The sequence below is a fragment of the Streptomyces flavofungini genome (assembly GCF_014650815.1).
Lineage (GTDB): Bacteria > Actinomycetota > Actinomycetes > Streptomycetales > Streptomycetaceae > Streptomyces > Streptomyces flavofungini.
Genome location: NZ_BMVR01000003.1, coordinates 516,009 through 540,968, shown reverse-complemented (window position 1 = coordinate 540,968; position 24,960 = coordinate 516,009). Strand labels below are relative to the sequence as shown.

At 74.2% G+C, this 24,960-nt stretch carries 2 protein-coding genes (1 of these 2 cut by a window edge); both read right to left on the bottom strand.

Translation table 11 applies throughout. The features are described from left to right. Positions 1-34 precede the first annotated feature (34 nt). Positions 35-12,694 carry a non-ribosomal peptide synthetase gene (locus IE274_RS09430; RefSeq protein WP_190115153.1) on the bottom strand — a complete coding sequence of 4,220 codons (12,660 nt, stop codon included), beginning with the start codon at positions 12,692-12,694 and terminating at the stop codon, positions 35-37. Further along, positions 12,691-24,960: the 3' portion of an SDR family NAD(P)-dependent oxidoreductase gene (locus tag IE274_RS39360; RefSeq protein WP_198897931.1), read on the bottom strand. The gene runs 1,989 nt beyond the window's last position; 12,270 of the gene's 14,259 nt are visible here — the last part of the coding sequence; its start codon lies beyond the right edge, outside the window; the stop codon is at positions 12,691-12,693. Before IE274_RS39360 ends, IE274_RS09430 begins: the two co-directional genes overlap by 4 nt.

Below are 24,960 nucleotides of genomic sequence, written 5' to 3'. Positions count from 1 at the left end.
GGGGTGGGTGGGTGGTTGCCGACGAGGCCGGGGCTCATCCGAGAGCTCCGTCCGCCGCCGCGTCGCGCAGCTTCGCCAGGCTCGCGCCCGGCCGCGTCACGATCTTGAGGAGCAGCCGCTGGTAGTCGGCCGCCATCTCCTCGACGGTGCTCCTGGCGTACAGGTCGGTGCTGTACTCCAGGTATCCGTGCAGGCCGTCGGGGGTTTCCCGGACGACGAGGTTGAGGTCGAACTTCGCCGTGCCGCTGTCGGTGGGCAGCGGCAGGAAGCCGAGGGCGCCCGGGTCGGCGGCGCCGGGCGGCGCGCCCTCGGCGGCGGGCACCAGGTTGAACATGACCTGGAACAGCGGCGAGTGGGCCGGGTCCGGCTCGGGCACGAGGGCCGCGACCAGGTCGGCGAACGGGATGTCCTTGTGCTCGTGGGCCGCCGCGGTGACGCGCCGGGTCTGTCCGAGCAGTTCGTCGAAGGCCTGGTCGGGGCGTACGTCGAGGCGCAGCACCAGGACGTTGATGAAGTATCCGACAAGGCGTTCGAGGTCCGGGTGCGGCCGGTTGGTCACGGGCGAGCCGATGGCCAGCTCCCGGTCCTGGGTGTGGGCGCCGAGGAGCGTGGCGAAGGCCGCCAGGAGCGTCATGTAGAGCGTGCCGCCGCTCTCCTGGCTGACGCGCTTGAGCTGCCCGAGCACGTCCGCCGGCACCTTCACCTCGACCGCGGCTCCCTGGTACGACTTCGTCGCGGGCCGCTGGTAGTCGGTGCGCAGGCCCGCGCGTGCGGGCAGTCCGGCGAGCTGGGCACGCCAGTACGCCTCCTGTCGTCCGCGCGCCTCGGCGTCGACGACCTGCCGCTGCCAGTGCGCGAAGTCCGCGTACTGGACGGGCAGTTCGGGCAGGTCCGGCTCCTCGCCCCGGGACAGCGCCTGGTAGGCGGTGTTGAGTTCGGCGACGAAGACGCCGGTCGACCAGCCGTCGAAGATGCCCCAGGGGCGGGTCACGACGGCGACATGCTCGTACGGCGTGAGCGTCAGGATGTGGACGCGCAGCGGGAACTGGTCCTCGGGCCGGAACGGGCGCGGCCGCTCGGCGCGCAGCAGCTCGGCGACCGCGCTGTCCCCGCCGACGTCCTCGAAGGCGACGGCGAAGCCGGTGGCGTCGTTGACCCGCTGGACGTAGCCCTCGTCCGTCCGCAGGTAGCTGGTGCGCAGCACGGCGTGCCGGGCCACGAGCGTCTCGAAGGCGCGGGCGTAGGCGGCGCGGTCGAGGCGGCCGATGATCCGGTAGGCCATCTGCACGTTGTCGTACGCCGAGCCGAGGTGCTCGCGCGGGTTCAGGAACCACAGTTCGCGCTGCTGGTACGAGAGCGGGGCGTCGCCGCCGGTGACGGGCGCCAGCGGGACGGTCTCGGCGTCGGTGGGCCGGGCCGCGGCGTCGAGTCCCGCGGCCAGCTCGCCGAGCGGGGCCCCGGCGAGGATCGACTGCAGCGGCAGCTCCTTGCCGGTCTCCTGCTTGACGCGGATGGTGAGCCGGGTGGCGAGCAGCGAGTGCCCGCCGAGGTCGAAGAAGCTGTCGCCCAGGCCGACCCGCTCCAGGCCGAGGACGTCCTGGACGAGGCGGCACAGCGCCTGTTCGGTGGCGGTGGTCGGCGCGACGTAGGCCTCCTTGTGGAGGTCGGTCTCGTCCGGCGCGGGCAGGGCGCGCTTGTCGACCTTGCCGTTGGGGGTGAGCGGCAGCTCTTCGAGGGCCACGAAGACGCTGGGCACCATGTAGTCGGGGATCTTGCCCGACAGGTGGTCCTTGAGTGCCCGGGTCAGGGCCTGGCCGCAGCTCGCCACCTGCGGCACGTTCGCCAGGTACGTCGCGCTGTAGGCGGCGCGGGCCCTGGCGTGCGGCCGCTCCCCCTTGGCGAGGATCACGTCGAGGCCGTCGAGGCGGTCCTGGGACCAGGTCACGGCGACCCGGTAGCCGAGGTCCTCGGCGTGGGCCAGGGCGTCCTCCAGGTCGCGCGCCCGCCGGTCGGCGGCGGCCGTGAGACGGCGCGCGCCGAGCGGCTCCACATGGCTGTGCGCGGTGGCGCCGCGCAGGCTCTCGGCGACGCGCACGTCGTCGGCGATCCGCGGGTTGTCCAGGCCCGTCACGCCGAACCGCGCGGGCCCGCCGTCGGCGAGCAGGGCGCGCAGTTCGTCGGGCGTGGTGGCGTGCAGCCAGGGCAGTTCCCCGGTACGTGGAGCGGCCGCGCCCTTGGTGAGCACGACGTCGTAGCGGTAGCTGAGCATTTCGTTGTCGCCGGTGCCGCGCTTGACGGTGATGTCGACGGCGCCGATGTCCGCGAAGCGTCGGGTGAGTCCGGCGAACCAGCTCGGGCTGACGAGGAGTTCGCCCTCCTGCTGGCGGCGGCGCTGCACCTGGCGGGCCAGCGTGGGCACGGTGACGGGCACGGCGAGGCGGCTGCGCTCCACGGCCGTGACGTGCGCGGCGAACAGGTCGAGGTTCCTGACGTCGCCGACGAGGATCCGGCCGCCGTCGGCGACCAGCGGCAGCAGCCGCTCGATCACCTCTTCCAGATACAGCCGGTTCGGGAAGTACTGGACCACGGAGTTGATGACGACGGTGTCGAACTTCTCCGGACCGTCGGGGCCCTCGGGCACCGTCACCGACCGGGCGTCGCCCTGCGCGAGGGTGACGTGCGACCAGCCGCGGCGGTCCGCGCCGCGCCGCACTCCGGCGAGGGCGGACGCGGAGATGTCGACGGCGTGCACGGCCTCGCAGGCGCCCGCGTAGCGGAACAGGAGCAGGCCCGTGCCGCAGCCGACCTCCAGGAGCCTGCGGGGGCGCAGTGCCTCGATCTGCTCGACGGTGCCGTCGATCCAGGCGCGCATCTCGGCCTCGGGGATGGCGTCGCCGGAGTAACTGCTGTTCCAGCCGATCAGGTTGAGGTCGTCGCCGGGCGCGGCCGACCGGGCCGCCTCCCGGGTGTCGGACGCGTCGCTTCCGTACTGGTCCTCGAAGAGTTCCTGCCACTGCTCGAGGTGCTCGGCGTTCTGCTCGCGCGCGGTGTCGTCCAGCCATGCGGTGGTGGGCCGTACGTAGGCGACGAGCTTCTTGGTCTCGCCGGTGGCCTGGGTGGTGACGACGGCGCCGCGTACGCCGGGGTGGGACTGCAGCGCGTTCTCGATCTCGCCGAGTTCCACCCGGAAGCCGCGGACCTTCACCTGGTCGTCGACGCGGCCGATGAACTCCAGGTCCCCGTCGGGCCGTCGGCGCACCAGGTCACCGGTGCGGTAGAGCCGGGCCCCGGGCGCCGTGGCGAAGGGGTCGGCGACGAACCGGTCGTCCGTCAGCTCGGGGTTGCCGAGGTAGCCGCGGGCCACGCCGGGGCCGCCCACGCACAGCTCGCCGACGACGCCCAGGGGCACGGGGTGCAGGTGCGCGTCGAGCACGTGGGCGGTCGACTGGGCGATGGGCCTGCCGATGGGGATGACCGCGTCCTCGGCGAGGTCCCGGGGGATCACGTGGCAGGTGGAGGCGATGCTGTTCTCGGTGGGGCCGTAGGCGTTGACGACGGTCAGGCCGGGGTGGGCCGCGTGCAGGCGGCGTACGTCCTTGGCGGAGAACGCCTCGCCGCCGACGCCCAGATAGGTGAGCGGCAGCCGCCGCCCCTGCGCGGCCTCGGCGTAGGCGGGCAGGAAGGCCGCGGACAGAGCCATCATCGTCACGCCGGAGCGCTCGACGCGGTCGAGGAGCGCGCCCACGTCCTTGGCGTCCCCGTCGTGCAGGACGAGCCGGCCGCCGCACAGCAGCGGGCCGAGGACTTCCTGGGAGCCGACGTCGAACGAGATCGACGAGTGGTGCAGGACGACGGTGTCGGGGTCGGTCGGGAAGTAGTCCGGGTTGCGCACCAGGCGGACGACGCCACGCTGTTCCACGAGGACGCCCTTGGGGACCCCGGTGGAGCCGGAGGTGAAGATGACGTACGCCAGGTGCTCGGGCGTGAGGCCGAGCGCGGCACGGGACAGGCCGTGCTCCGGGCGGTCGGCGAGGACCTGGGCCCCGTCGGCGGCGCGTTCGCCGGTGTCGAGGTGGACGACCTCGACGCGCTTGCCCCCGCCCGTCCCGTCGCCGTCGCCGTCGAGGAGCACGGACGACAGGTGGGACTGGCTGAGCACGATCTCCACGCCGGACGTGGCCACCAGGGTGCGGATGCGCTCCTGGGGGTAGTCCGGGTCGATGGGCACGTACGCGCCGCCCGCCTTGAGGATGCCGAGCAGGCCGGTCACGAGCTCCGGCGAGCGGCGGGCGCACAGGCCGACCAGCGTGTCGGGGCCGACGCCCTGGTCGCGCAGGTGGTGCGCGACGCGGTTGGCGCGCGCGTCGGTCTCGGCGTAGGTCAGCCGCTGGTCGCCGTACTCGACGGCGATGGCGTCGGGGCGCAGCCGGACGTGCTCTTCGAAGAGTTCGAAGAGGCAGTGGTCGTCGGGGTACGGCTTGTCGGTGTCGTTCCACTCGGTCAGCAGGCGGTGGCGTTCCGCCGCCGGGAGGATGTCGATGTCGAGCGCCCGGGTGCCGGTGCCGTCGGCGGCGGCCAGTGCGTCGACGAGGCCGGACACGGCGGCCTCCAGGTAGCCGAGCACGGCGTCCGGTGACAGGGCCGCGTCGACTTGGGCGTTGAGGGACAGTTCGGTGCCGGTGTCGTCGACGGACACGCCCACCGGGTAGTTGGTGCGGTCGAGGGAGCCCAGCCAGCGGATGCCGAGTTCGTCGAGGGTGGCCGCGCCCTGGTCGCCGCGGCGCGGTTCGAAGTACCGGTAGTTGATCATCGAGCTGAACAGGGTGGCGTCGCTGTCCAGGCCGCTGGAGCGCTGGGCGAGGGTGAGCGCGCTCTGCTCGAAGGAGATCAGCTCCTTGAGCGAGGTGTCCACGGCGGACACCAGCTCCTTGACGCTGCGGCCTTCGAGGCGGACCCGCAGCGGCAGGGTGTTGATGAAGTTGCCGAGCATCCGCTCGACACCGGGGACGCCCTGGAGGCGGCCGGAGAGGACCGTGCCGAACACCACGTCGTCGCGCCCGCTGGTGGCCGCCGTGACCAGGGCCCACCCGGCGTGGAACAGCGCGGCCGGGCTGATCCGCAGCCGCTGCGCCTGCTCGCGCAGCCGTCCCGTGAGGTCGGCGGGCAGCGAGCGGCGCAGGTCACGTACGCGGCTGCCGTCGCCGTGCACGTCTACGAGCTGGAACGGTGTGGTGGGCTCGGTGAGGTCGCCCAACTCGCGGCGGAAGTACGCCTCGGCGTCGTTCGTGGCTAGCTGGTGCAGGGTGTGGCCGACGAAGTCCCGGTAGGCCGGGGGCGCGGTGAGGTCGGCGGTGCGGCCCGCCAGGTGGGCGGCGAGCTCTTCGAGGATGAGGCGCAGCGAGGTCGCGTCCTCGATGAGGTGGTGCACGCGCAGCAGCAGGAAGCGCCGCTCGGAGTGCGGGTCGGCGGCGACGGCGAGCCGCAGCAGCGGTGCCCGGTCGAGCGCGATGCTCCCCGGGTCGGCGAGCCAGCCGCGGGCCTGGGCCTCGGCCGCGTCGGAGTCGGCGGCGTCGAGCGCCCGGTGCTCGACGTCGAGGGGCACCGCGCGCAGCACCACCTGCACGGGTTCGCCGAGGCCTTCGGTGACGACGGCCGTGCGCATCACGTCGTGCCGGTCCACGAGCTGCTGCAGGGCGGCCACGAAGGCGTCGCAGACGTCCTCGTCGGGGACCGTCAGCAGGATCGGGATGACGTACGGGTCGTTGCCGGGATCCATCAGGTGATGGAAGAGGATCCCTTCCTGCGACGGTACGAGGGGGTAGACGTCCTGCACGTTGGGGGCGCCGCCGGGTACGCGGGACACGACGGCGTCGATGTCGGCCTGGCTCAGCTCGGCCAGCGGCAGCATCGGCGGGGTGATCCGCTCGCAGCCCGCCGGGATCGCCCGGGCGGGCACGGTGTAGCCGGTGGCCTCCGGGTCGGCGCTGTCGATCTCGGCGGCGAGGTCGGCGAGCGTGGGGCTGCTGAAGACACTGCGGACGGCGACCTCGAGCCCGTGCTCCTTCAGGCGGGCGATGAGGACGGTGATGAGCAGCGAGTGCCCGCCGAGCGCGAAGAAGTTGTCGTGCGCGCTGATGCGGTCCTCGTCGAAGCCGAGGAGTTCGGCCCAGGCGGCGGCGAGCGTCCGCTCGGTGGCGGTGCCCGGCGCGGTGTACGCGCGCTGCGCGAAGGCCTCGATGCCGGGGGCGGGCAGCGCCTCGCGGTCGAGCTTGCCGTTGCCGGTGATGGGCAGCCGTGCCAGGTCCACGAAGGCGCCGGGGACCATGTAGTCGGGCAGGCTCCGGCGCAGGTGGCGGGCGAGGTCGGCGCGGAGGTCCGGGTCGGCGATGGTCTCGCGCGGGTGCGGGGCGTCGGCGGCGGCCTCGCGTGCGTCCGGCTCGGCGGCGCGCTCGCGCAGGACGGTGTAGGCGACGAGTTGCTTGTCGCCGGGGGTGTCCTCGCGGGCGATGACGCGGGCGTCCTGGACGGCGGGGTGTTCGGTGAGGCGGGCCTCGATCTCGCCCAGCTCGATCCGGAACCCGCGGATCTTCACCTGGTCGTCGTTGCGGCCCAGGTATTCGAGGGAACCGTCCACCTGCCAACGGGCCAGGTCACCCGAGCGGTACATCCGCCCGCCCGGCTCACCGCAGAACGGGTCCTCCAGGAACCGCTCGGCGGTCAGCTCGGGCCGGTTCAGATAGCCACGGGCCACCCCCGCCCCGCCGACGTACAACTCCCCCACGACACCGACCGGCACCGGCTGGCCGTGCCCGTCGAGGACGTAGGTGCGCAGGTCGGGGATGCGTTCCCCGATCGGGCTGACCGACCGCTCGGTGTCGGCCTCGGTCAGCAGCCGGTACGTCACGTGCACGGTGGTCTCGGTGATGCCGTACATGTTCACCAGCTCGGTGCCCTTGTTCACCGCGCGCCGCAACCACGGCTTCAGCGAGGCCATTTCCAGGGCCTCACCGCCGAACACGACCACGCGCACCGCGTGCGGTTCGGGGTCGTCGTCGCCCTGGGCGGCGATCAACTGCCGGAAGGCGCTGGGTGTTTGGTTCAGGACCGTCACACCCGAGGCGCACAGCAGCCGGTAGAAGTCCTGCGGGCTGCGCGTGACGGCCTGCGGTACGACCACCAGACGGCCGCCGTGCAGCAGCGCGCCCCAGATCTCCCACACCGAGAAGTCGAACGCGAACGAGTGGAACAGCGCCCACACATCCCGCTCCCCGAAGCGGAACCACTCGTCGGTCGACGTGAACAGCCGCACCACATTGCCGTGCTCGACCATGACGCCCTTGGGCACACCGGTCGAACCCGACGTGTAGATGACGTACGCGATGTTCGAGGGGCCCACGCCCGTGCCGGTGACGTCGTCCGCCGACAGGTCGGCCCACTGGTCGGCGTCCGCGCGTACATCCACGACCGGGACCGACGGAACGGTCAGCCCCTCGGGCAGCGCCCCGTCCGACACCAGCACGCGCGGCGCGCTGTCGTTGAGGATGTGCGCGAGCCGGTCCGCCGGAGACGCCGGATCCACCGGCACGTACGCGCCACCCGCCTTCAGCACCGCGAGCACGGCCACAACCAGCTGCTCGCTGCGCGACAGGCACAGCGCCACCAGCACATCCGGCCCCACACCGAGCCCCCGCAGATGCCGCGCCAGCCGATTCGCCCGCGCATTCAACTCCCCATACGAAACACGGCAGTTCTCAAACTCCACCGCCACCGCATCCGGCGACCCGGCAGCCACCTCCTCGAACCACTCATGCAGGCACCGCCCCACCGGAGCCACCGGAGCCACCGCGGGCACCGCGTTCCACTCCGCCACGACCTGACGGCGCAGGGCGTCACTCAGGACGGACAGCTCCAGCGCGGGGCGCCGCTCCGCGCCCTCGGTGGTGAGGGCGTCGACGAGGCGCGTCATGGCGGTTTCCAGGTAGCCGATGACGAGTGCGGCGTCCTGGGCCTGGTCGATCTGGGCGTCGAGGGAGAAGGAGTGCCCGAGGTCGTCGACCGAGAGGGCGATGGGGTAGTTGCTCCGCTCGATGACACCCGCCAGGGACCTGACGCCCGCGCGCTCCAGCTCGCTGTCGTCGATGCGGTCGTCGGACTCCAGGTGCCGGTAGTTGAAGATCGCGTTGAACAGCGGGGTCTCGGGCGGTACGTCGCTGTGCCGGTGGGCGACGGCGAGCGGGGTCTGCTCGTGGCGTACCAGCTCGCGCAGCGCCCGGTCCGTGGCGCGCACGAGGGCGGCCACACTGGCGCCGGTCAGGTCGACGCGCACGGGCAGGGTGTTGATGAAGTTGCCGAGCATCCGCTCGATGCCCCGCGGCCCCTGGAGGCGCCCGGACATGACGGTGCCGAAGACCACGTCGTCGCGGCCGCTGCACGCCGACGCGACCAGGGCCCAGCCCGCGTGGAACAGGGTGGCGGGGCTGACCCGCAGTTCCTTCGCGCAGGCCCGGACGCGTTCCCCGAGTCCGGTGTCCAGGGGGCGGCGCAGGTCCAGGACCCGGCGCCCGTCGCCGTGGACGTCCTGGAGCCCGAACATCACAGTGGGTTCGGTGACGTCCCCGAGGACGGCCGCGAAGTGCTCCGCCGGGTCCAGCTGCCGGGCGCGGTGCTGGACGTGGGCGATGAAGTCGCGGTACGGCGCGGGCGGGGCCAACTCGGCCTCGCGGCCGGTCATATGGGCGACGATCTCGCGGAACAGCAGGCCGAGCGAGGTGGCGTCGTCGACGAGGTGGTGCAGGTTGAGGGCCGCGAACCAGGTGGCCGTGCCGGGCTGCCGGGTGGCGCGCAGCCGGATCAGCGGGGCCCGGTCGAGGCGCATCGGCTGCGGGCGGGCGAGCAGGTCGCGGATCTCGTCCTCGGTGTCGGTGCCCGCGGGCAGCTCGAACTCCTCCGGCTCAAGGTCGGCGTGGCGCACCACGACCTGGACGGGCTGGGACAGGCCCTGAGTGAGGACGGCGGTGCGCAGCGCGTCGTGCCGGGCGACGGCCGCGCGCAGGGCGCGGACAAAGCCGTCGAGGTGGGAGCGGCTGTCGAAGGAGAACACGCCGGAGAGGACGTAGGGGTCGCGGCCGCCCTCCTTGAGGTGGTGGAAGAGCATTCCTTCCTGGAGGGCCGCCAGCGGGTAGACGTCCTGGATGTTGCGGGCGCCGCCGGGCACCGCTGCGGCTACCGCCTTGAGTTCGTCCTCGGTGAGGGAGACCAGGGGCAGCATGTCGGGGGTGAGGCGGTCACAGTCGGCGGGAATGCCGTTCGGCGGGACGGTGAACGCGGTGCGCGCCGGGGTGGCGGCGGTTCCGGCGTCCGGGGTGTCGGGGTCCGCCGCGTCGTGCGCTGCCGCCGCGTCGATGGCGGCGGCCAGGTCGGCGAGCGTGGCGGCGGCGAAGACGCTGCCCAGGTCGCAGTCGATGCCCTCGTCGAGGAGGCGGGCGGTCAGCTTCGGGATGAGCAGGGAGTGGCCGCCCAGGGCGAAGAAGTTGTCCTGGACGCCGATGCGGTCCTCGTCGAAGCCGAGCAGGGTCGCGCAGAGGGCGAGGAGGGTCCGCTCGGTGGCCGTGCCGGGGGCGACGCGCTCGCCGGACCCGGCGTAGGCGTCGGCGTCGGGTGCCGGGAGGGCCTTGCGGTCGAGCTTGCCGTTCGCGGTCAGCGGCAGGGCGTCCAGGCGGACCAGGGCGCCGGGGACCATGTGCTCGGGCAGGGACTGTCCGAGGTGGCGCAGGAGTACGTCGTGGAGGTCGCCGGTGTGCGCCGGGTCGGGGACGACGTAGCCGACAAGCTTCGGGTCGCCGGGGGTGTCCTCGCGGGCGAGGACCGCGCAGGACCGCACGGCGGGGTGGCGGGAGAGGCGGTCCTCGATCTCGCCGAGCTCGATGCGGAAGCCGCGCAGCTTGACCTGGTTGTCGATGCGACCGAGGTACTCCAGGGTGCCGTCCGGCAGCCACCGGACGAGGTCGCCCGTGCGGTACATGCGGGCGTCCGGGGCGTCGGCGAAGGGATTGGGGACGAACCGCTCACGCGTCAGGCCCGGGTTGTTGAGATAGCCGCGGGCCAGGCCGACGCCGGCGATGTGCAGTTCACCGGCGCAGCCGACGGCCTGGCGCTGGCCCAGGTCGTTCAGGACGTGCAGCTGGATGTTCTGGATGGGGCGGCCGATGGGCACGGTGTCCGCCGCCGCGCCGGGCGGGCAGGTCCAGTGGGTGACGTCGATGGCGGCCTCGGTCGGCCCGTACAGGTTGTGCAGCGCCGCGCCGTGCAGGGCGTGGTGCCGGGCGGGCAGCTCCGGCGGCAGGGCCTCGCCGCTGCAGAAGACCTGGCGCAGCGACGTGCAGCGGGCCCACCCCTCGTGGTCGAGGAGCAGCCGCAGCATGGGCGGCACGAAGTGCACGGTGGTGATCTGCGCGGCCCGGATCAGCGACACCAGGTAGGCGGGGTCCTTGTGTCCGCCCGGTGCGGCCACGACCAGGCGGGCACCCGTGACGAGGGGCCAGACGAACTCCCACACGGACACGTCGAAGCTGAACGGCGTCTTCTGCAGTACGGCGTCGTCGGCGCCGAGGGCGTACGCGTGCTGCATCCACTCGATGCGGTTGACGGCCGCGCGGTGCTCGACCATGACGCCCTTGGGGCGGCCGGTGGAGCCGGAGGTGTAGATGACGTACGCGAGGTCGCCGGGGGCGATCCGGGCGGGCGCACCCGCGTCCTGGGCGCCCGGCGCCCGGGTGGCCAGGGCGCCGTCGGAGATCGGCCGTCCGTCGCAATCCAGGCGGAGCACCGTGCACGCCCCGGTCAGGGCGGACGTGTCGGTGGCGGACTGGGTGAGGACGAGGGCGGCGCCCGAGTCCTCGATCATGTACCGAAGGCGTTCGGCCGGATAGTCCGGCTCCAGGGGGAGGTAGGCGCCGCCCGCCTTCATGACCGCCCACAGGGCGATCACCATCTCAATAGAACGTTCGATACAGAGGCCGACGACAGTGTCCGCGGTGACGCCCCGGCGGCGCAGTTCGGCGGCCAGGGCGTCGGTGCGCTCGGCGAGTTCGGCGTACGTCAGGGACCGCTCGCCGTACACGAGGGCGGTGCGGTCGCCGTGGCGGGCGACGGCGTCGGCGAGCAGGTCGGGCAGGCTGCGCTCTACGGAGAAACGGCGGTGGGTGTCGTTCCAGTCGTCGAGTCGGCGGAGTTCGCCGTCCGAGAGGTGCGAGGCGCCCGAGAGGTGTTGTTCGGGGTCCGCGGCCAGGGCGCGCAGCAGGGTCTCGTAGTGGCCGAGGAAGCCCTCGACGTCGGCCGCGGCGAACCGCTCGGCGTCGTACTTGAGGTGCAGCGTGTAGGCGTCGGCGGCGTGCTCGACGACCTCCAGGTGGAGCTTGAACTCCCCCTCCTGGGATATCTCCTCCACGAACCGCAGCGACCGGGCGAGGTCCGAGCCGTGCACGTCGTCGCCGGTCAGGCGCATCATGCGCTGGTTCTGGAAGACGTACGAGACCTGGAAGACCGGCGAGGTGCCGGGGTCGGTGCGCAGGTTCAGGTCCTGCACCATGCGCGGGAACGGGTACGCGGCGTGGTCGAGGCCGTCGGCCATGACGAGCGTCAGCTCGCGCAGGAAGTCGGTGAACGGCACGTCGCCGCGCACGCCGTGGCGCACGGGCAGCATGTTCACGTAGTAGCCGACGGCGTCGTCGTAGGAGGCGTCCGGCCGGCCCAGGGACGGCACGCCGACGATCAGGTCGCGCTCGCCGCTGTAGCGGTGCAGGAGCAGCTCGTACACGGCGAGGAAGAGCACCGCGGGCTTGACGCCGCGGGCCGCGCACAGGTCGCGTACCCGCGCGGCGAGCTCCGGGGGCAGCGGCAGGGCGACCGTCTCGCCCCGCACGGCGGTGCCCGGCGCGGGCGTGCGCTCGATGTCGAGGCGCAGCGCGGGCAGGTCGCCCGCCAGGGTGTCCTGCCAGAAGGCGCGGTGGCGGGCGCCGTCGGGCCCCGCGAGGAAGTCCGCCTCCCAGCGCACGAACGCGTCGTAGGCGTCGTGCCGCGCCGACGCGGGCTCGGGGGTGCCGCCGCGCAGCAGCGTCTCGTACGTGCGCAGCAGGTCGCGGAGCAGGACGGGCGTGGACGCGCCGTCGAACACCAGGTGGTGGAAGGCGAGCAGGACGAGGGTCCGGGGCGCGTCGGCCGTGCCCGCCGAGTACACGACGGCCCGCGCGGGGGCGTCCTGGTACAGGTCGAAGGGCGCCTTGGCCTGCTCGCGGGCCAGGGCGATCAGGACGTCGTCGGGCAGGCCCTGGGGCACGGTCTGGTGCCGGAAGGGCAGCTCGGCGTCGGCCGGGCGGCGCACCAGGTACGGGGTGCCCTCGTCCTCGGCGACCACGCTGTGCAGCAGCGTGTGCCGGGACGTCACCTGCCGGAAGGCCTCCTCGAACACCGCGACGTCGAACGGCGCGGACGTGCGGAAGCACACCGGCACGTTGTACACGTCGGCGGTGGGCCGCAGCTTGTGCAGCAGCCACAGGCCCTGCTGCCCCGCGGACAGGGGACGCCGGTCCCCGGTGCCCGCCCGCGCGGAGTCCTGGAGCCGCTCGTAGAACGCGAGCACGTCGTCGGCGGAGTAGAGGCCCGCCTTGAAGCCCGCCAGAATCTGATCCTCGTTCACGCGCCCGGTGCTTCCTTCATGAGTGACTTGAGTTCTTCGAGTCCGACGTGGCCCTGGCGGAACTCCTCCAGGGCCTTGGCCCGCGCTTGGCGTGCGTCTGGTGCGGCTGGTGCGGCTGGTTCTTCGTGCACGGCTGGTGCTTCTGGTTCTTCCGGTACGGCTGCTGCGGCTTCGCGTACGTCGGGTCGGCCGGTGTCGGGGGCGCGCTTGGCGGTGAGCCGCTCCGCGATGCGCTCCAGGGTGGCCAGCTCGACGATCTCCCGTGTGGTGAGCGTGAGCCCGAGGTCGGCGTCGACCGCGCGCTGCAGGCGGACCCACAGGATGGAGTCGGCGCCGACGCTGTGCAGGTCCTTGTCCAGCGGGAGTTCGCCCGGGTCGAGGCCGAGGGCCGCGGAGAAGTAGTCCGCGAGGTAGCGCAGGATGTCGGCGCCGCCGGTCGCCGGACGCGCATCGCTCTCGGCCTCGGCCGGTGCGGCCGGGTCGGGTGCGGGCGCCGTGAGCGTGCCCGTGTGGCCGACCCAGTACCGCTTGCGCCGGAACGCGGTCGTGGGCAGCGGCACCAGTCGGCGCCCCCGCCCCGTGTGCAGGTCGCGCCACGGGATCCGGCCGCCGCGCACCCACAGCTCGGCGAGGCGGTCGAGCTCGCCGTCGGCGAGGAGCGCGCGCACGAAGGCCTCGCCGTGGCCGCCCGCGAGCAGGTCGCCGAGCGTGCCCGCCCCGGCGTCGGCGTCGCCCACGTACAGCTGGGCGTACGGCGGGTGCCCGGCCAGGAACTCGGCGAGCGCGCGGAGCAGCCCGGCGCGGGAGTCCGTGACGAACGCGAGGCGCGCGGGCAGGGCTTCCCGGCCCGCCTGGAGGGTGTGGGCGATGTCCGCGAGCGCGGCGCCGTCGCCTTCCCCGTCGGCCCGCTCGACGAAGTCGCGCAGCAGCCGGGCCGCGGTGCGCAGCCGGTCGGCGTCACCGGCGGAGAGCACGATCAGCTGCGGCTCGTCGGTGCCGGGGCGCGGGGCCTCGGGGGCCTCGGCGGCCGGCGCCTCCTCCACGACGAGGCTGACGTGGCTGCCGCCCGCGCCGACGGAGTTGAGCAGCGCGCGCCGGGGCCCGCCGGCCCGCGGCTCCCACGGCGTCAAGGTCTCGCACAGCCGCAAGGGACCCTCGTCCAGGCGGAGTTCGGGGTTGGGGGCACCGACCGCCGTACGCGGTGCGAGTTCCCGGTGGCGCAGCTGGAGGACGACCTTGGTGAGCTGGGCGATGCCGGACGCGGCCTCGGGGTGGCCCAGGTTGGACTTCACCGAGCCGAGCGCGATGGGCTCGGTGACGTCGCCGAACACCTCGCGCAGGGCGCCCGCCTCGACGGCGTCGCCGAGCGCGGACCCGTTGGCCGCGGCCTCCACGTAGCCGATCGACGCGGGGTCGCAGCCCGCCTTCTCCAGGGCCCTGCGGGCCACGTTGACCTGCGTCCTGCGGCTCGGCGCCATGAACTGACCCGCGCGGCCGCCGTGCAGCGAGGCGCTGCCCTTGATGACCGCGTGCACGGTGTCGCCGTCGCGGCGGGCGGCGGCCAGCGGCTTGAGCAGCACGGCGCCCACCGCCTCGGCGGGCAGATAGCCGTCGCCGTCCCGGAAGCTGCGGCTGCCGGGGCCGCTGCCGAGGAGGCCCGCCCGGGACAGCGCCCGGTATTTGTCGGGGTGGACCGTCAGGTTCACGCCTCCGGCGATCGCCAGCTCGCTGTCGCCGCTCAGCAGATCGGCGCAGGCCAGATGGATCGCGGCGGCCGACGACGCGCACATGCCGTCCACGGCCAGGCTCGGTCCTTCGAGTCCGAAGAAGTGCGAGACGCGGTTGGCGATCAGGTTGTACGAGGCCGCCGAGGTCAGGGCGGAGCGCACCACGTCGGCGGGGTCGGCCCGGTACATCTGGTACATCGCGCCGACGTACACGCCGACCCGGCGGCCGTAGCCGTGCTCGATGGCCTCCTGGGTGACGCCGCTCCCCTCCAGGAGCTGCCACACCGTCTCCAGGAACAGCCGCTGCTGCGGGTCCATGGTCTCGGCCTCGCGTGGCGAGATGCCGAAGTGCAGCGGGTCGAACTGCTCGACGCCGTCGAGGAATCCGCCCCACTTGCCGTAGCTCTTGCCGGGCGCGTCCCGGTCCGGGTCGAACAGCGCGTCGTGGTCCCAGCGGTCGGCGGGGACCTCGGTGACGCAGTCGGCGCCGGTGCGGAGCAGGCCCCACAGGGCGTCGGGGTCGGCGGCGCCCGGGTAGCGTCCGGCGAGGCCGATGACGGCGATGCCTTCGTCGCGGGGGTTCCGCGTGGGCGGGGTGGGGCGGGGGGCCGGGGCGGGAGCGGGCCCGGGAACAGGCGCGGGCACGGGTACGGCCACCGGCACGCCGAGCAGCGCGCGCAGCGCCTCCTCGTGCTGGGCGACGAAGTACTCGGCCAGCTCGCGGACCGTCTGGACCTCGAAGAACAGCGTCTTGGGCAGGGTGCCGAAGTCCGTCTCCAACTGGGCGATCAGGTTCATCGCCAGGACGGAGTCCATGCCGTAGCGCTCCAGGGGCACTTCGGCGTCGAGCCGGTCCTGGCCGAGCTTGAGGGCGGCGGCCAGGTGCCGGCGCAGGTGCCGCCGGGTGCGGTCGAGCAGGGCGCGGTCGTCCCCGGCCGTGCTCGTACGGGGCTCGGCCGGAGCCGGGGGCTCCACGCCCGGAGCCGGGGTTTCGGCCCGCGGAGCCGGGCGGTGCCGGTCCTCCGGAGTCCCGCCGGGTCGCGCGGTCAGCCGCGGCAGCAGCGCCTCGCGCCGTCCGGCGACGACGAGCAGTTGGCCGTCGTCCAGGCCGGTGCGCCGGGCCGCGACACCGGTGCGCAGGGCCCGCAGCCCGCTCTCGGTGTCGAGGGGGGTGAGGTCCATGCGCCGCAGCCGTTCCTCGGTGGCGGCGTCCACGCTCATCCCGCCGTCCGCCCACAGGGGCCAGTTCAGGGAGAGGGTGAGGCCGTGCCGGAGCCCGGCGGTCACGAGGCGGCCCCGGTGGGCGGCGTAGGCGTCCATGAAGGCGTTGCCGGCCGCGTAGTCGGCCTGGCCCGCGTTGCCGAGGGCGCCCGTCATCGACGAGTAGCAGAGGAACAGGTCAAGGGGCTGGTCCCGGGTCGCCTCGTCCAGGTGCACGAGGCCCGCGGCCTTCGGCGCCAGGACACCCTCGAACTCCTCCGGCGTCTTGTGCACGGCGAAGTTGTCGCGCACCGCGCCCGCGGCGTGCACGACGCCGGTCAGCGGCCCGTGGGTGCGGGTGATGTGCGCGACGAGCCGCTCGACGTCCGCGCGGTCGGTGACGTCCGCGCGCTGGTGGTCCACGGTCAGTCCGGCGGCCCGCAGGTCCTCGACGGCCCGCCGCTGTGCGTCGCCGAGCGCCGAGCGTCCGGTGAGGACGACGGTGGCGCCCGCGGTGGCCGCGGCGATGTCCCCGGCCGTGTGCAGGCCCAGGGCGCCGGTGCCGCCCGTGATCAGGTAGACGCCTCGCGCGCGCCACGGCACGGTGGGCTCCGCGGGCCGCGCGGCGAGTTCGGTCAGCCGCCTGACCTGGCGGCGGCCCGCGCGGTACCGCACCTCGGGGGCGGTCTCGGGGGCCGTCTCCGCGTGCAGTCGCCCGGCGACGACGGCCGGTGCCGCGCCGTCGAGGCAGTCGACGAGTTGGGTACGCAGCTTCGGGTTCTCCAGGGACACGGTCTTCAGCAGCCCGCTCAGACCGCCGAACACGGTCCGGCCCGCCGGTTCCCGGCCGCCGTCCCCGCTGCCGTCGCCGACGAGCACGACCTGCAGCAGCGCGCCGCCGCGCACCCCACCGCTCAGCAGGGCGCGCGCGCACGCGAACACGGCCTGCGCCGCCGCCGCGTAGGCCTCGTCCAAGGGGGCGTCGTCCGCCACCCGCACGGCTTCCAGGTGCACCGCACCCGGCAGCGCGGCCGTCAGAGCCGCCGTCAGCGCGGAATCCTCGTCCGGTGCGAGGCGGCCCACGACGACGACGTGGCGCTCCGCGACCGGCACGGCCGCCGCGTCGGCGGCCGGTTCCGGGTGCTGTCCCGTGCCGGGAAGCTCCTCGTTCTCCCACACGGGATACGTCAGGAGCACGTGCTCGGACTCGACGTCCCGCGCGACCGAATCGACGGAACCGACGGGCGCGGCGGAAGCAACAGGCTGGGCGGTCGGGACGACCCCGCCGCCCGCCTCCAGGTCGAGCCAGTGCCGCTCCCGCGCGAAGGGATAACCAGGCAGACTCAGCCGCCGCGGACGGGCCGCACCGTCCTCCGCGTAGGGCCCCTCCCAGTCCACAGCCTCGCCCCGGACCCACCGGCGCACGCACTCCTCAGGCGCGAGGACCCCGCCCGCACCCGTGGCCCGGGCAGGGCCGTGGTCCTGCTGGACGCGACCGCGCACCCAGTCACCGGACGCGCCGGGGGCGGCCAGGAACGTGTCGAGGGTGCGACGCAGCGACGCCAGGGAGTCCGCGGTGAACGCCAGCCGCTCCTCCAGCGCGACCCGCCCGGTCTGCAGCGTCCAGGCGAGGGAGGCGAGATCACCGTCGGCCAGCTCGTCCACGCGGGTACGCAACCGCCTTACGGCTTCGACCAGTTGGGGCTCGGTCGCGGCCGACAGGGGCACGGTGACGGTACGCGGCGAAGCGGCGGGGGCGGCCTCGCCCCGCGCCGGGGGAGCGGCCAGGACGACATGGGCGTTGGCGCCACCCGCGCCGAAGCTGGAGACGCCCGCGACGCGCTGCCCGTGCCACGGCTGCACGCTGCGCTGCACGGTGAACGGCGTCCCCTCGAAGTCCAGGTTCGGGTTGATCGCCTCCGCGTGCAGGCTGGGCACCAGCTCGCCGTGGCGCATCTGGAGGAGCACCTTGGTGACCCCGGCGATACCGGCGGCGCTCTCGCAGTGGCCGATGTTGGACTTCACGGAGCCGATGGCGCAGGTCGCGGCGGACGTCCCGGTCGCACCGGCCGTGCGGCCGAACGCCTTGACCAGACCGGCCAGTTCGATGGGGTCACCGAGCGACGTGCCGGTACCGTGCGCCTCCAGGTAGCTCAGCTCGTGCGGCGCGACTCCGGCGCGGCCGAGCGCGCGGGCGATGACGTCGCCCTGGGCGGCCGGGTTCGGCACGGAGAAGCCGTGGGTCCTGCCGCCGTGGTTGAGCGCGGTGCCCTTGACGACCGCGTGGATCTGGTCTCCGTCGGCCAGGGCCCGCCGCAGCGGCTTGAGCAGGACCGCGCCCACGCCCTCACCGGGCACGTAGCCGTCGCCGCCCGCACCGAAGCTGCGGCAACGGCCGTCGCTGGACGTGAAGTTGCCCTGGCTCAGCATCACGTACTTGTTCGGGTGGACGCTCACGTTGACGCCGCCCGCGACCGCCGCCTCGCACTGGCCGCTCCGGATGGCCTCGCAGGCCAGGTGGATCGCCGTGAGCGAGGACGAGCACATCGTGTCCACGGCCATGCTCGGGCCGTGGAAGTCGTAGAAGTACGAGACGCGGTTGGCGATGGACGACGGGCTGCCCGACAGCGCGATGCGGTGGCCCCGTGCCTGCGCCTGGGCGCCGTACAGCTGGTACTCCTCGTACATCACGCCGACGAACACGCCGACCTTGCCGGTGGCGACCAGGCCCCCGGTGCCGCCGGGCTCGGCGGATTGGCGGGCCAGGGACTCGCCGGTGTACCCGGCGTCCTCCAGGGTGTGGTGGACGCACTCCAGGAACAGCCGCTCCTGGGGGTCGAGGAACTCCGCCTCGCGCGGCGACACCCGGAAGAACAGCGGGTCGAAGCGGTCGACGCCGTCGAGGAACCCGCCCCACCGCGAGGTGCCCTCGTGGTCACGGGGGTCCCAGCGGTCCGCCGGAACCTCGGTGACGCAGTCCCGGCCGGAGCGCAGGTTGTCCCAGAACTCGTCCAGGTTCGCCGCCTGCGGGTAGCGCCCGCTGACGCCGACGATCGCGATGTCGTCGGTGAAGGGGGCGGAGGAGGGAGCAGAGGGGACCGACGCCGATACGGAGCCCACCGTGCTGGGGGCGTCCGACTGCGCCGGAGCGGCCCGCACGCGGTCACCCGCACCGGTGTCCCCGGCCTCCGCGCCGAGCGCGGCCCGCAGCCGCTCCGGGTACTCGACCGCGAAGTGCTCGCTCAGCGCCCGGATCGTACGGACCTCGAAGAACAGCGTCTTAGACAGGACGCCGAAGGTGTCCTCCAGGTGCCGGGTGAGCTCCATCGCCATCATGGAGTCCATGCCGTAGAACTCCAACGGCGTGTCTGCGTCGAGGCGTTCGGGGTCGACTTCGAGCGCGGCGGCGAGCTGGCCGCGCAGGTACGGCAGGGCGCGCTCGGCGAGGGGCGCGCCGTCGGTCGGCTCGGCGGGCAGCACCCGCGCGAGCAGGCCGGTCAGCTCCGCGCACACCCGTCCCCCCTCGTCGAGGAGGGTCACGTCGAGCTTGGCGGAGGTGTCGCCGGGACGGCTGCCGTCCTGGTAGCGGATCCAGGCGTACGCGGTCGCCGGGGTGGCGGCCAGGACGTCGAGCTCCTGCAGGGCGAAGGGCAGCGCGGGCCGGGCGGGCGGCTCGCCGGGGCCGGTGCGGGCGCCGAGGCCGAGCCCGATGGTCGCCTGCAGGGCGCCGTCGAGGATGCTCGGGTGCAGGCCGTAGCCGCCGATGGCCTCCGCCGCCGCGGGCAGGCGCAGTTCGGCCAGTGCCTGCGGGCGTCCGGCGGTGTCGGTGCCGACGGTCAGCGTCGTCAGGGAGCGCTGCGCCGGGCCGTACGCCATGCCCACGCGGTCGTACAGGGCGTAGATCTCGGCGGCGGAGAAGCCGGCCGTGGCGCAGGCGGCCCGCAGGTCCGCCAGCGGGAGCGCGGGACGCTCGGCGGGCGCCTCGGCCACGCTCGCGCGGCCCTGGCTGGACAGCAGCGGCTCGCCGTCGGGTCCGACGGTGTGCAGCGTGTACGCGTACGTGTCCGCCGTGGCCGTCGGCTTCAGGTCGAGCCGCGTCTCCAGGCGATCGGCGGCGCAGGTGGCGGGCCGCAGCCACACCACGTCGCCGAGCCGGACGCGGCTGTCCGCCCCGGCGGTGCGGGCGACGGCGGCGCGCGCCATTTCGAGGTGCGCGGCGCCCGGCAGGACGCGGTGGCCGCGTACCTGATGGTCGTTCAGGAAGGGTTCGCGGCCGTCGAAGACGGTGCGGTACGCCGTCGGCGCGCCGTCGCCCGCGACATCCGGTGCGGCGTGGTGCAGCATCGGGTGCGCTCCGGACGCGGACGGGTCGGGCAGGGGCGGCGCGGGCGTGGCGGCCGTCTTGGGGGTGGTGCCGCGTCCGGCCCAGTAGCTCTCGTCGGCGAACGGGTACGTCGGCAGGGCGATCCGCGTGGGCCGGGGGCCCGCCGTGGACAGCGCCCGCCAGTCGACGGGGTGGCCCGCGACCCAGTCGGCGAGCACCTGGTCGTACGCCCCTGCGGCGAGCGCGCGCCCGGACTCGGCGAGCCGCCCGGCATCCGGCGCGGCGGCCGTCGACCGGCGGGACACAGCCCCCCGGTGCCAGCCCTCGTGGGCGTCCGGGTCCGCCACGAACGACTCCAGCCTGCGCTCCAGTTCGGCGAGCGAGTCGACCCGGGTCGCGATGCGCTCCTCCATGGCGTCACGGCCCACCTGGAGCGTGAACGCGAGGTCGGCGAGGCGCTGCCGGTCGACGCGCCCGGCCCGCAGGTGGTCGCGCAACTGGCCGGCCCGCGCGCGGAGTTGTGCGGCGGTACGCGCGGACAGCGTGATCAGTGCCGGGACCGCTGCGGGCGTCTGGGCCGTCCCGTGCCGCGTGCCCGTGTGCGCGTCGGCGTGCGAACCCATGACGGTGTGCTCCTCGTGCTGCTCGTCGGTGCCGGTGCCCGCGCCGGTGGAGTCGTCGGCGTACTCCTCGATGACGACGTGCGCGTTCACGCCGCCGAATCCGAAGGAGCTGACGCCCGCCCGGCGCGGGATCTCCCGGCCCGCGGCGTCGCGCGGACGCTGCCACGGGCGGCGCTCGCGGACGACCTCGAAGGGGCTGCCCGTGAAGTCCAGATAGGGGTTGAGGTCGGCGCAGTGCAGGCTCTCGACCAGGGTGGCGTGCCGCATCTGGAGCAGCACCTTGATGACTCCGGCGACGCCCGCGGCGAGTTCGAGGTGCCCGATGTTGCTCTTGACCGAGCCGAGGCCGCAGCGGGCCGGGGTGTCGAGGCGGTCCGGCGTCCCGGCGGTCTCGGCGTACAGCTCGCCGAACGCGCTCTTCAGGCCGTTCAGTTCGACGGGGTCGCCGAGTTCGGTGCCGGTGCCGTGCGCCTCCACGTAGGTGACGGTGCGCGGGTCGACGCCCGCGTCGCGGTAGGCGTCCTTGAGGAGGTCGGCCTGGGCGCGCGGGTTGGGCGCGGTGAGCGAGTGGGCGCGGCCGCCGTGGTTGACGGCGGTGCCGCGGATGACGCCGAGGACGCGGTCACCGTCGCGGCGGGCCGCGCGCAACGGCTTGAGGAGGAGGACGCCGACGCCCTCGCCGCGTACGTAGCCGTCGGCGCGGGCGGAGAACGTCTTGCAGCGGCCGTCCTCGCACAGCATGCCCGCGCGGCTGTAGCCGATGTGCAGGTCGGGGCTCACGATCGTGTTGACGCCGCCGACGAGCGCGAGGGAGCTGCGGCCGGAGCGCAGCAGCTCGACGCCCCGGTGCAGGGCGACGAGGGAGCTCGAACACGCCGTCTCCACGGGCTCGCTGGGGCCGTGCAGGTCGAGCAGGTAGCTGACGCGGTTGGGGCCGACGGAGCCGGAGACGCCGGTCGCCGCGTAGCCGTCCTCGCCCTCCGGCTCCCCCTGGACGAGGGTGCCGTAGCCGCTGGGCGCGGTGCCGATCAGGACGGCGGTGTCGCTCCCGGCGAGGCTCGACGGCGCGTACCCGGCGTCCTCCAGTGTCTGCCAGGCGTGGGTGAGCAGCAGGCGCTGCTGCGGGTCCATGGTGCGCGCCTCGCGGGGCGAGATGCCGAAGAACAGCGGGTCGAAACGGTCGACGCCGTCGAGGAACCCGCCCCACCGCACCGGCTTCCTGCCGCGCGACACGCTCGGGTCCGCCGCCAGGGCACGCCAGTCCCAGCGGTCCTCGGGTATCTCCGTGACGCAGTCCCTGCCCTCGTACAGGTTGTCCCAGAAGGCGGACAGGTCGGGGGCCTGCGGGAAGCTGCCGCTCATGCCGATGATGGCGATGGGTTCGGCGCCGGGGGTGCCGGTGGAGTCGGTGGCGCCGAGAGGGCTGGGGCCCGCGGAGGGGACTTCGGCGGCCGGGAAGACGGCGGATGCGGGGGCCGACGGCTGCGGCAGCGCCGTCGGCCCGGCCGTCTCCGCCAGGTGCGCCACCACGCTGTCCACGGTCCGGTGCTCGAAGAACACGGTCGGCGCCAGGCGCAGGCCGAACCAGTCGCCGAGGCGCTCGGCGAGCCCGGTCAGGCTGATCGAGTCGAAGCCGTACTCCCCGAACTCCCCGTCCCCGTCGATCTCTTCGGCCGGAACCTTCAACTGCTCGGACACGGTGGCGATGACCGCGTGCCGGATCGCGTCGAGCCGGTCCGGATCGGCGACGGCAGGCTCCGGCGCCACGGAAGCGGGGGCGGCGGCACGGGCCGGTGCGGCAGGCGCAGGGGCGGGTGCGGCAGGCGCCGGGGCCTGCTCGGCGAGGTGGGCGGCGAGCCCGGAGACGGTGGTGTGCTCGAAGAACACGGTGGGCGCGAGGTGCAGGCCATGGGTGTCGTTCAGGTGCCGCGCCAGCTCGGTCAGGCTGATCGAGTCGAAGCCGTAGTCCCCGAACTCCCCGTCCCCGTCGATCTCTTCGGCCGGGACCTTCAGCTGGTCCGACACGGCGGCGACCAGGGTGTGTTCCCAGGTGCGCCGGGTGTGGCCCGCGTCGGCCGGGTGGTGCTCGCCGGCCGGAGCGCCGACGGGGGTCTGCCGCACCGGCGGGAGCGCCCGCGGGTCCGTGGTGAGCTGCGCGGACAGCCGTGTGCGCAGCAGCGCCGGGTCGCCGCAGAGCAGGAGCGGGTGGCTCCGCCCGCCCGCTACCGCGGCGGACAGGGCGCGCAGGCCGTCGTCGGTGGCCAGCGGCGTGACGCCGATCCGGCGCAGCCCGGCGAGGGCCGCCTCGTCGACGCGCATGCCGCCGTCGGCCCACAGCGGCCAGCCGATCGACAGGGCGCGGCCGGAGCGCAGGCCGCGCGCGGCCAGGTCGGCGCGGTGGTCGACGTAGGCGTCGAGGAACGCGTTGGCGGCGGCGTAGTCGCCCTGTCCCGGGCTGCCGAGGGCGGCGGCCGTGGAGGAGAAGACGATCAGGTGGTCCAGCGGCTGGTGGGCGGTGGCCTCGTCGAGGTTCACCAGGCCGGTGGTCTTGGGGGCGAGGACGGCGCGCAGGTCCGCGTCCGTCTTCGTGGCGAGGTAGCCGTCGTGGAGGACTCCGGCGCAGTGCACGATGCCGTGCAGCGCGCCGTGCCGGGTGACGACGTCCTCGACGAGCGCGTCCACGGCCAGGCGGTCGGTGACGTCCGTCTGCCGGTACTCGACGGTGACGCCCGGGGCCGCGAGGGCGGCCACGCGCTGTCGTGCCGTGTCGGCGGCGGAGCGGCCGACGAGGACGACGGTGCCGGTGCGCAGGGCGCGGCACAGCTCCCCGGCGACGAGCGGGCCGAGCCCGCCGCTGCCGCCCGTGATCAGGTACACGCCGCCGTCCCGCCACGGCGCGGCGGCTCCGGGCGCCGGGTGCGCCGTCGTCTCGGTGAGCCGCCTGGCGTACCGCTGTCCGCCTTGCTGGCGGATGTGGTGCTCGGTGCGGGCGCGGGCGCCCAACTCGACGGCGTCGGTGAGCGCGGCGGCGGACCGGGCGTCGGCGGCATCGAACGGGTCGTGGTGCTCAAGGAGTTGGGTACGCAGCCACGGGTGCTCCAGGGTGGCCGTGCGCAGCAGTCCGGACACCCCGGTGAGGACCTGGGCGGCCGGTGCGGCGTGCGCCAGGACCACCATCTGGACGAAGCTCCCGCCCGGCCGCTCGCCACCGGCGATGCGGGTGCGCAGCTCCCCCAGCACGTCCTGCGTCAGACGCGTGTACTCGGCGTCCAGGGCGCCCTTCGCGTCGACGTCGAACGTCCGCACCACCGTGGTGCGGGGCAGCCGGGCGCGCAGCGCGTCCCCGGCGCCGGCGTCCGCTCCGCTGCCGACCAGCCACACGACCCGGTCGGCGGGCTCGGCGGCGGGCGCGGCGGGCGTCGTCAGGGGCGTCCAGCAGGGCTCCAGGGACAGCACCGCGCCGGGGCCGGAGACGGGCCCGTCGGACGGCTCAACAGGCGGCGCGGCACCGGCAGGTGACGGGCTGTCACTATCAAGCCAGTAGGAGTCCCGCGCGAACGGGTACGTCGGCAGGGTGACGCGGGCCGGGCGCCGGTCGGGGGCGTAGAGCTGCGCGAACGCGACGGCCGCGCCCTGGGCGTACCCCTCGGCGAGGGCCCGCAGCCGCGCCGCGTCGGTCACCTCGTGCCCCGTCCGCGGGTCCTGCCGTGCCGGGCGTGCGGGCTTGTGGTCGCCCGCGTACGCGTACGGCGCGCTGCCGGTCTCCAGCCAGGTGCGCAGCCGTCGCGCGGTCTCGGCGGTGCTGTCCGCGACGAGCGCGAGGCGGTGCCGGAAGTGCTTGCGGCCCCGGCCGAGGGTGTGGCTGACGTCGCGCAGGCCGAGGCCGGGGTGCGCTTCGAGGTGGGCGGCGAGCTGCTCCGCCCGGTCCCGGAGCTGACCGGCGGTGCGGGCGGACAGCGCGACGAGCCGGGAGCCGTCGCGCTCCCCCGTACCGGCGGTCGCCGCGGGGGCCTGACCCAGCACGATGTGGGCGTTCGTGCCGCTGTACCCGAAGGAGCTGACGGCGGCCAGACGCGGCCGGTCGCCGCCGCGCCAGTCGCGCGCCCGGGTGTTGACGTAGAAGGGCGTGCCGTCCAGGTCGATGTGCTGGTTGAGGCGTTCGTACTGCGCGGTCGGCGGCAGCGTCGCGTGTTCCAGGGCCAGGACGGCCTTCAGGGCACCGGCCGCTCCGGCGGCGCACGCGCTGTGGCCGATGTTGCTCTTCACCGAGCCGATGGCGCAGTGGCCGCGGCGGTCGGTGCGCGCGGTGAAGCTGTCGACGAGGCCGTCGATCTCGACGGGGTCGCCGAGGGCGGTGCCGGTGCCGTGCGCCTCGACCAGCTCGATGTCACC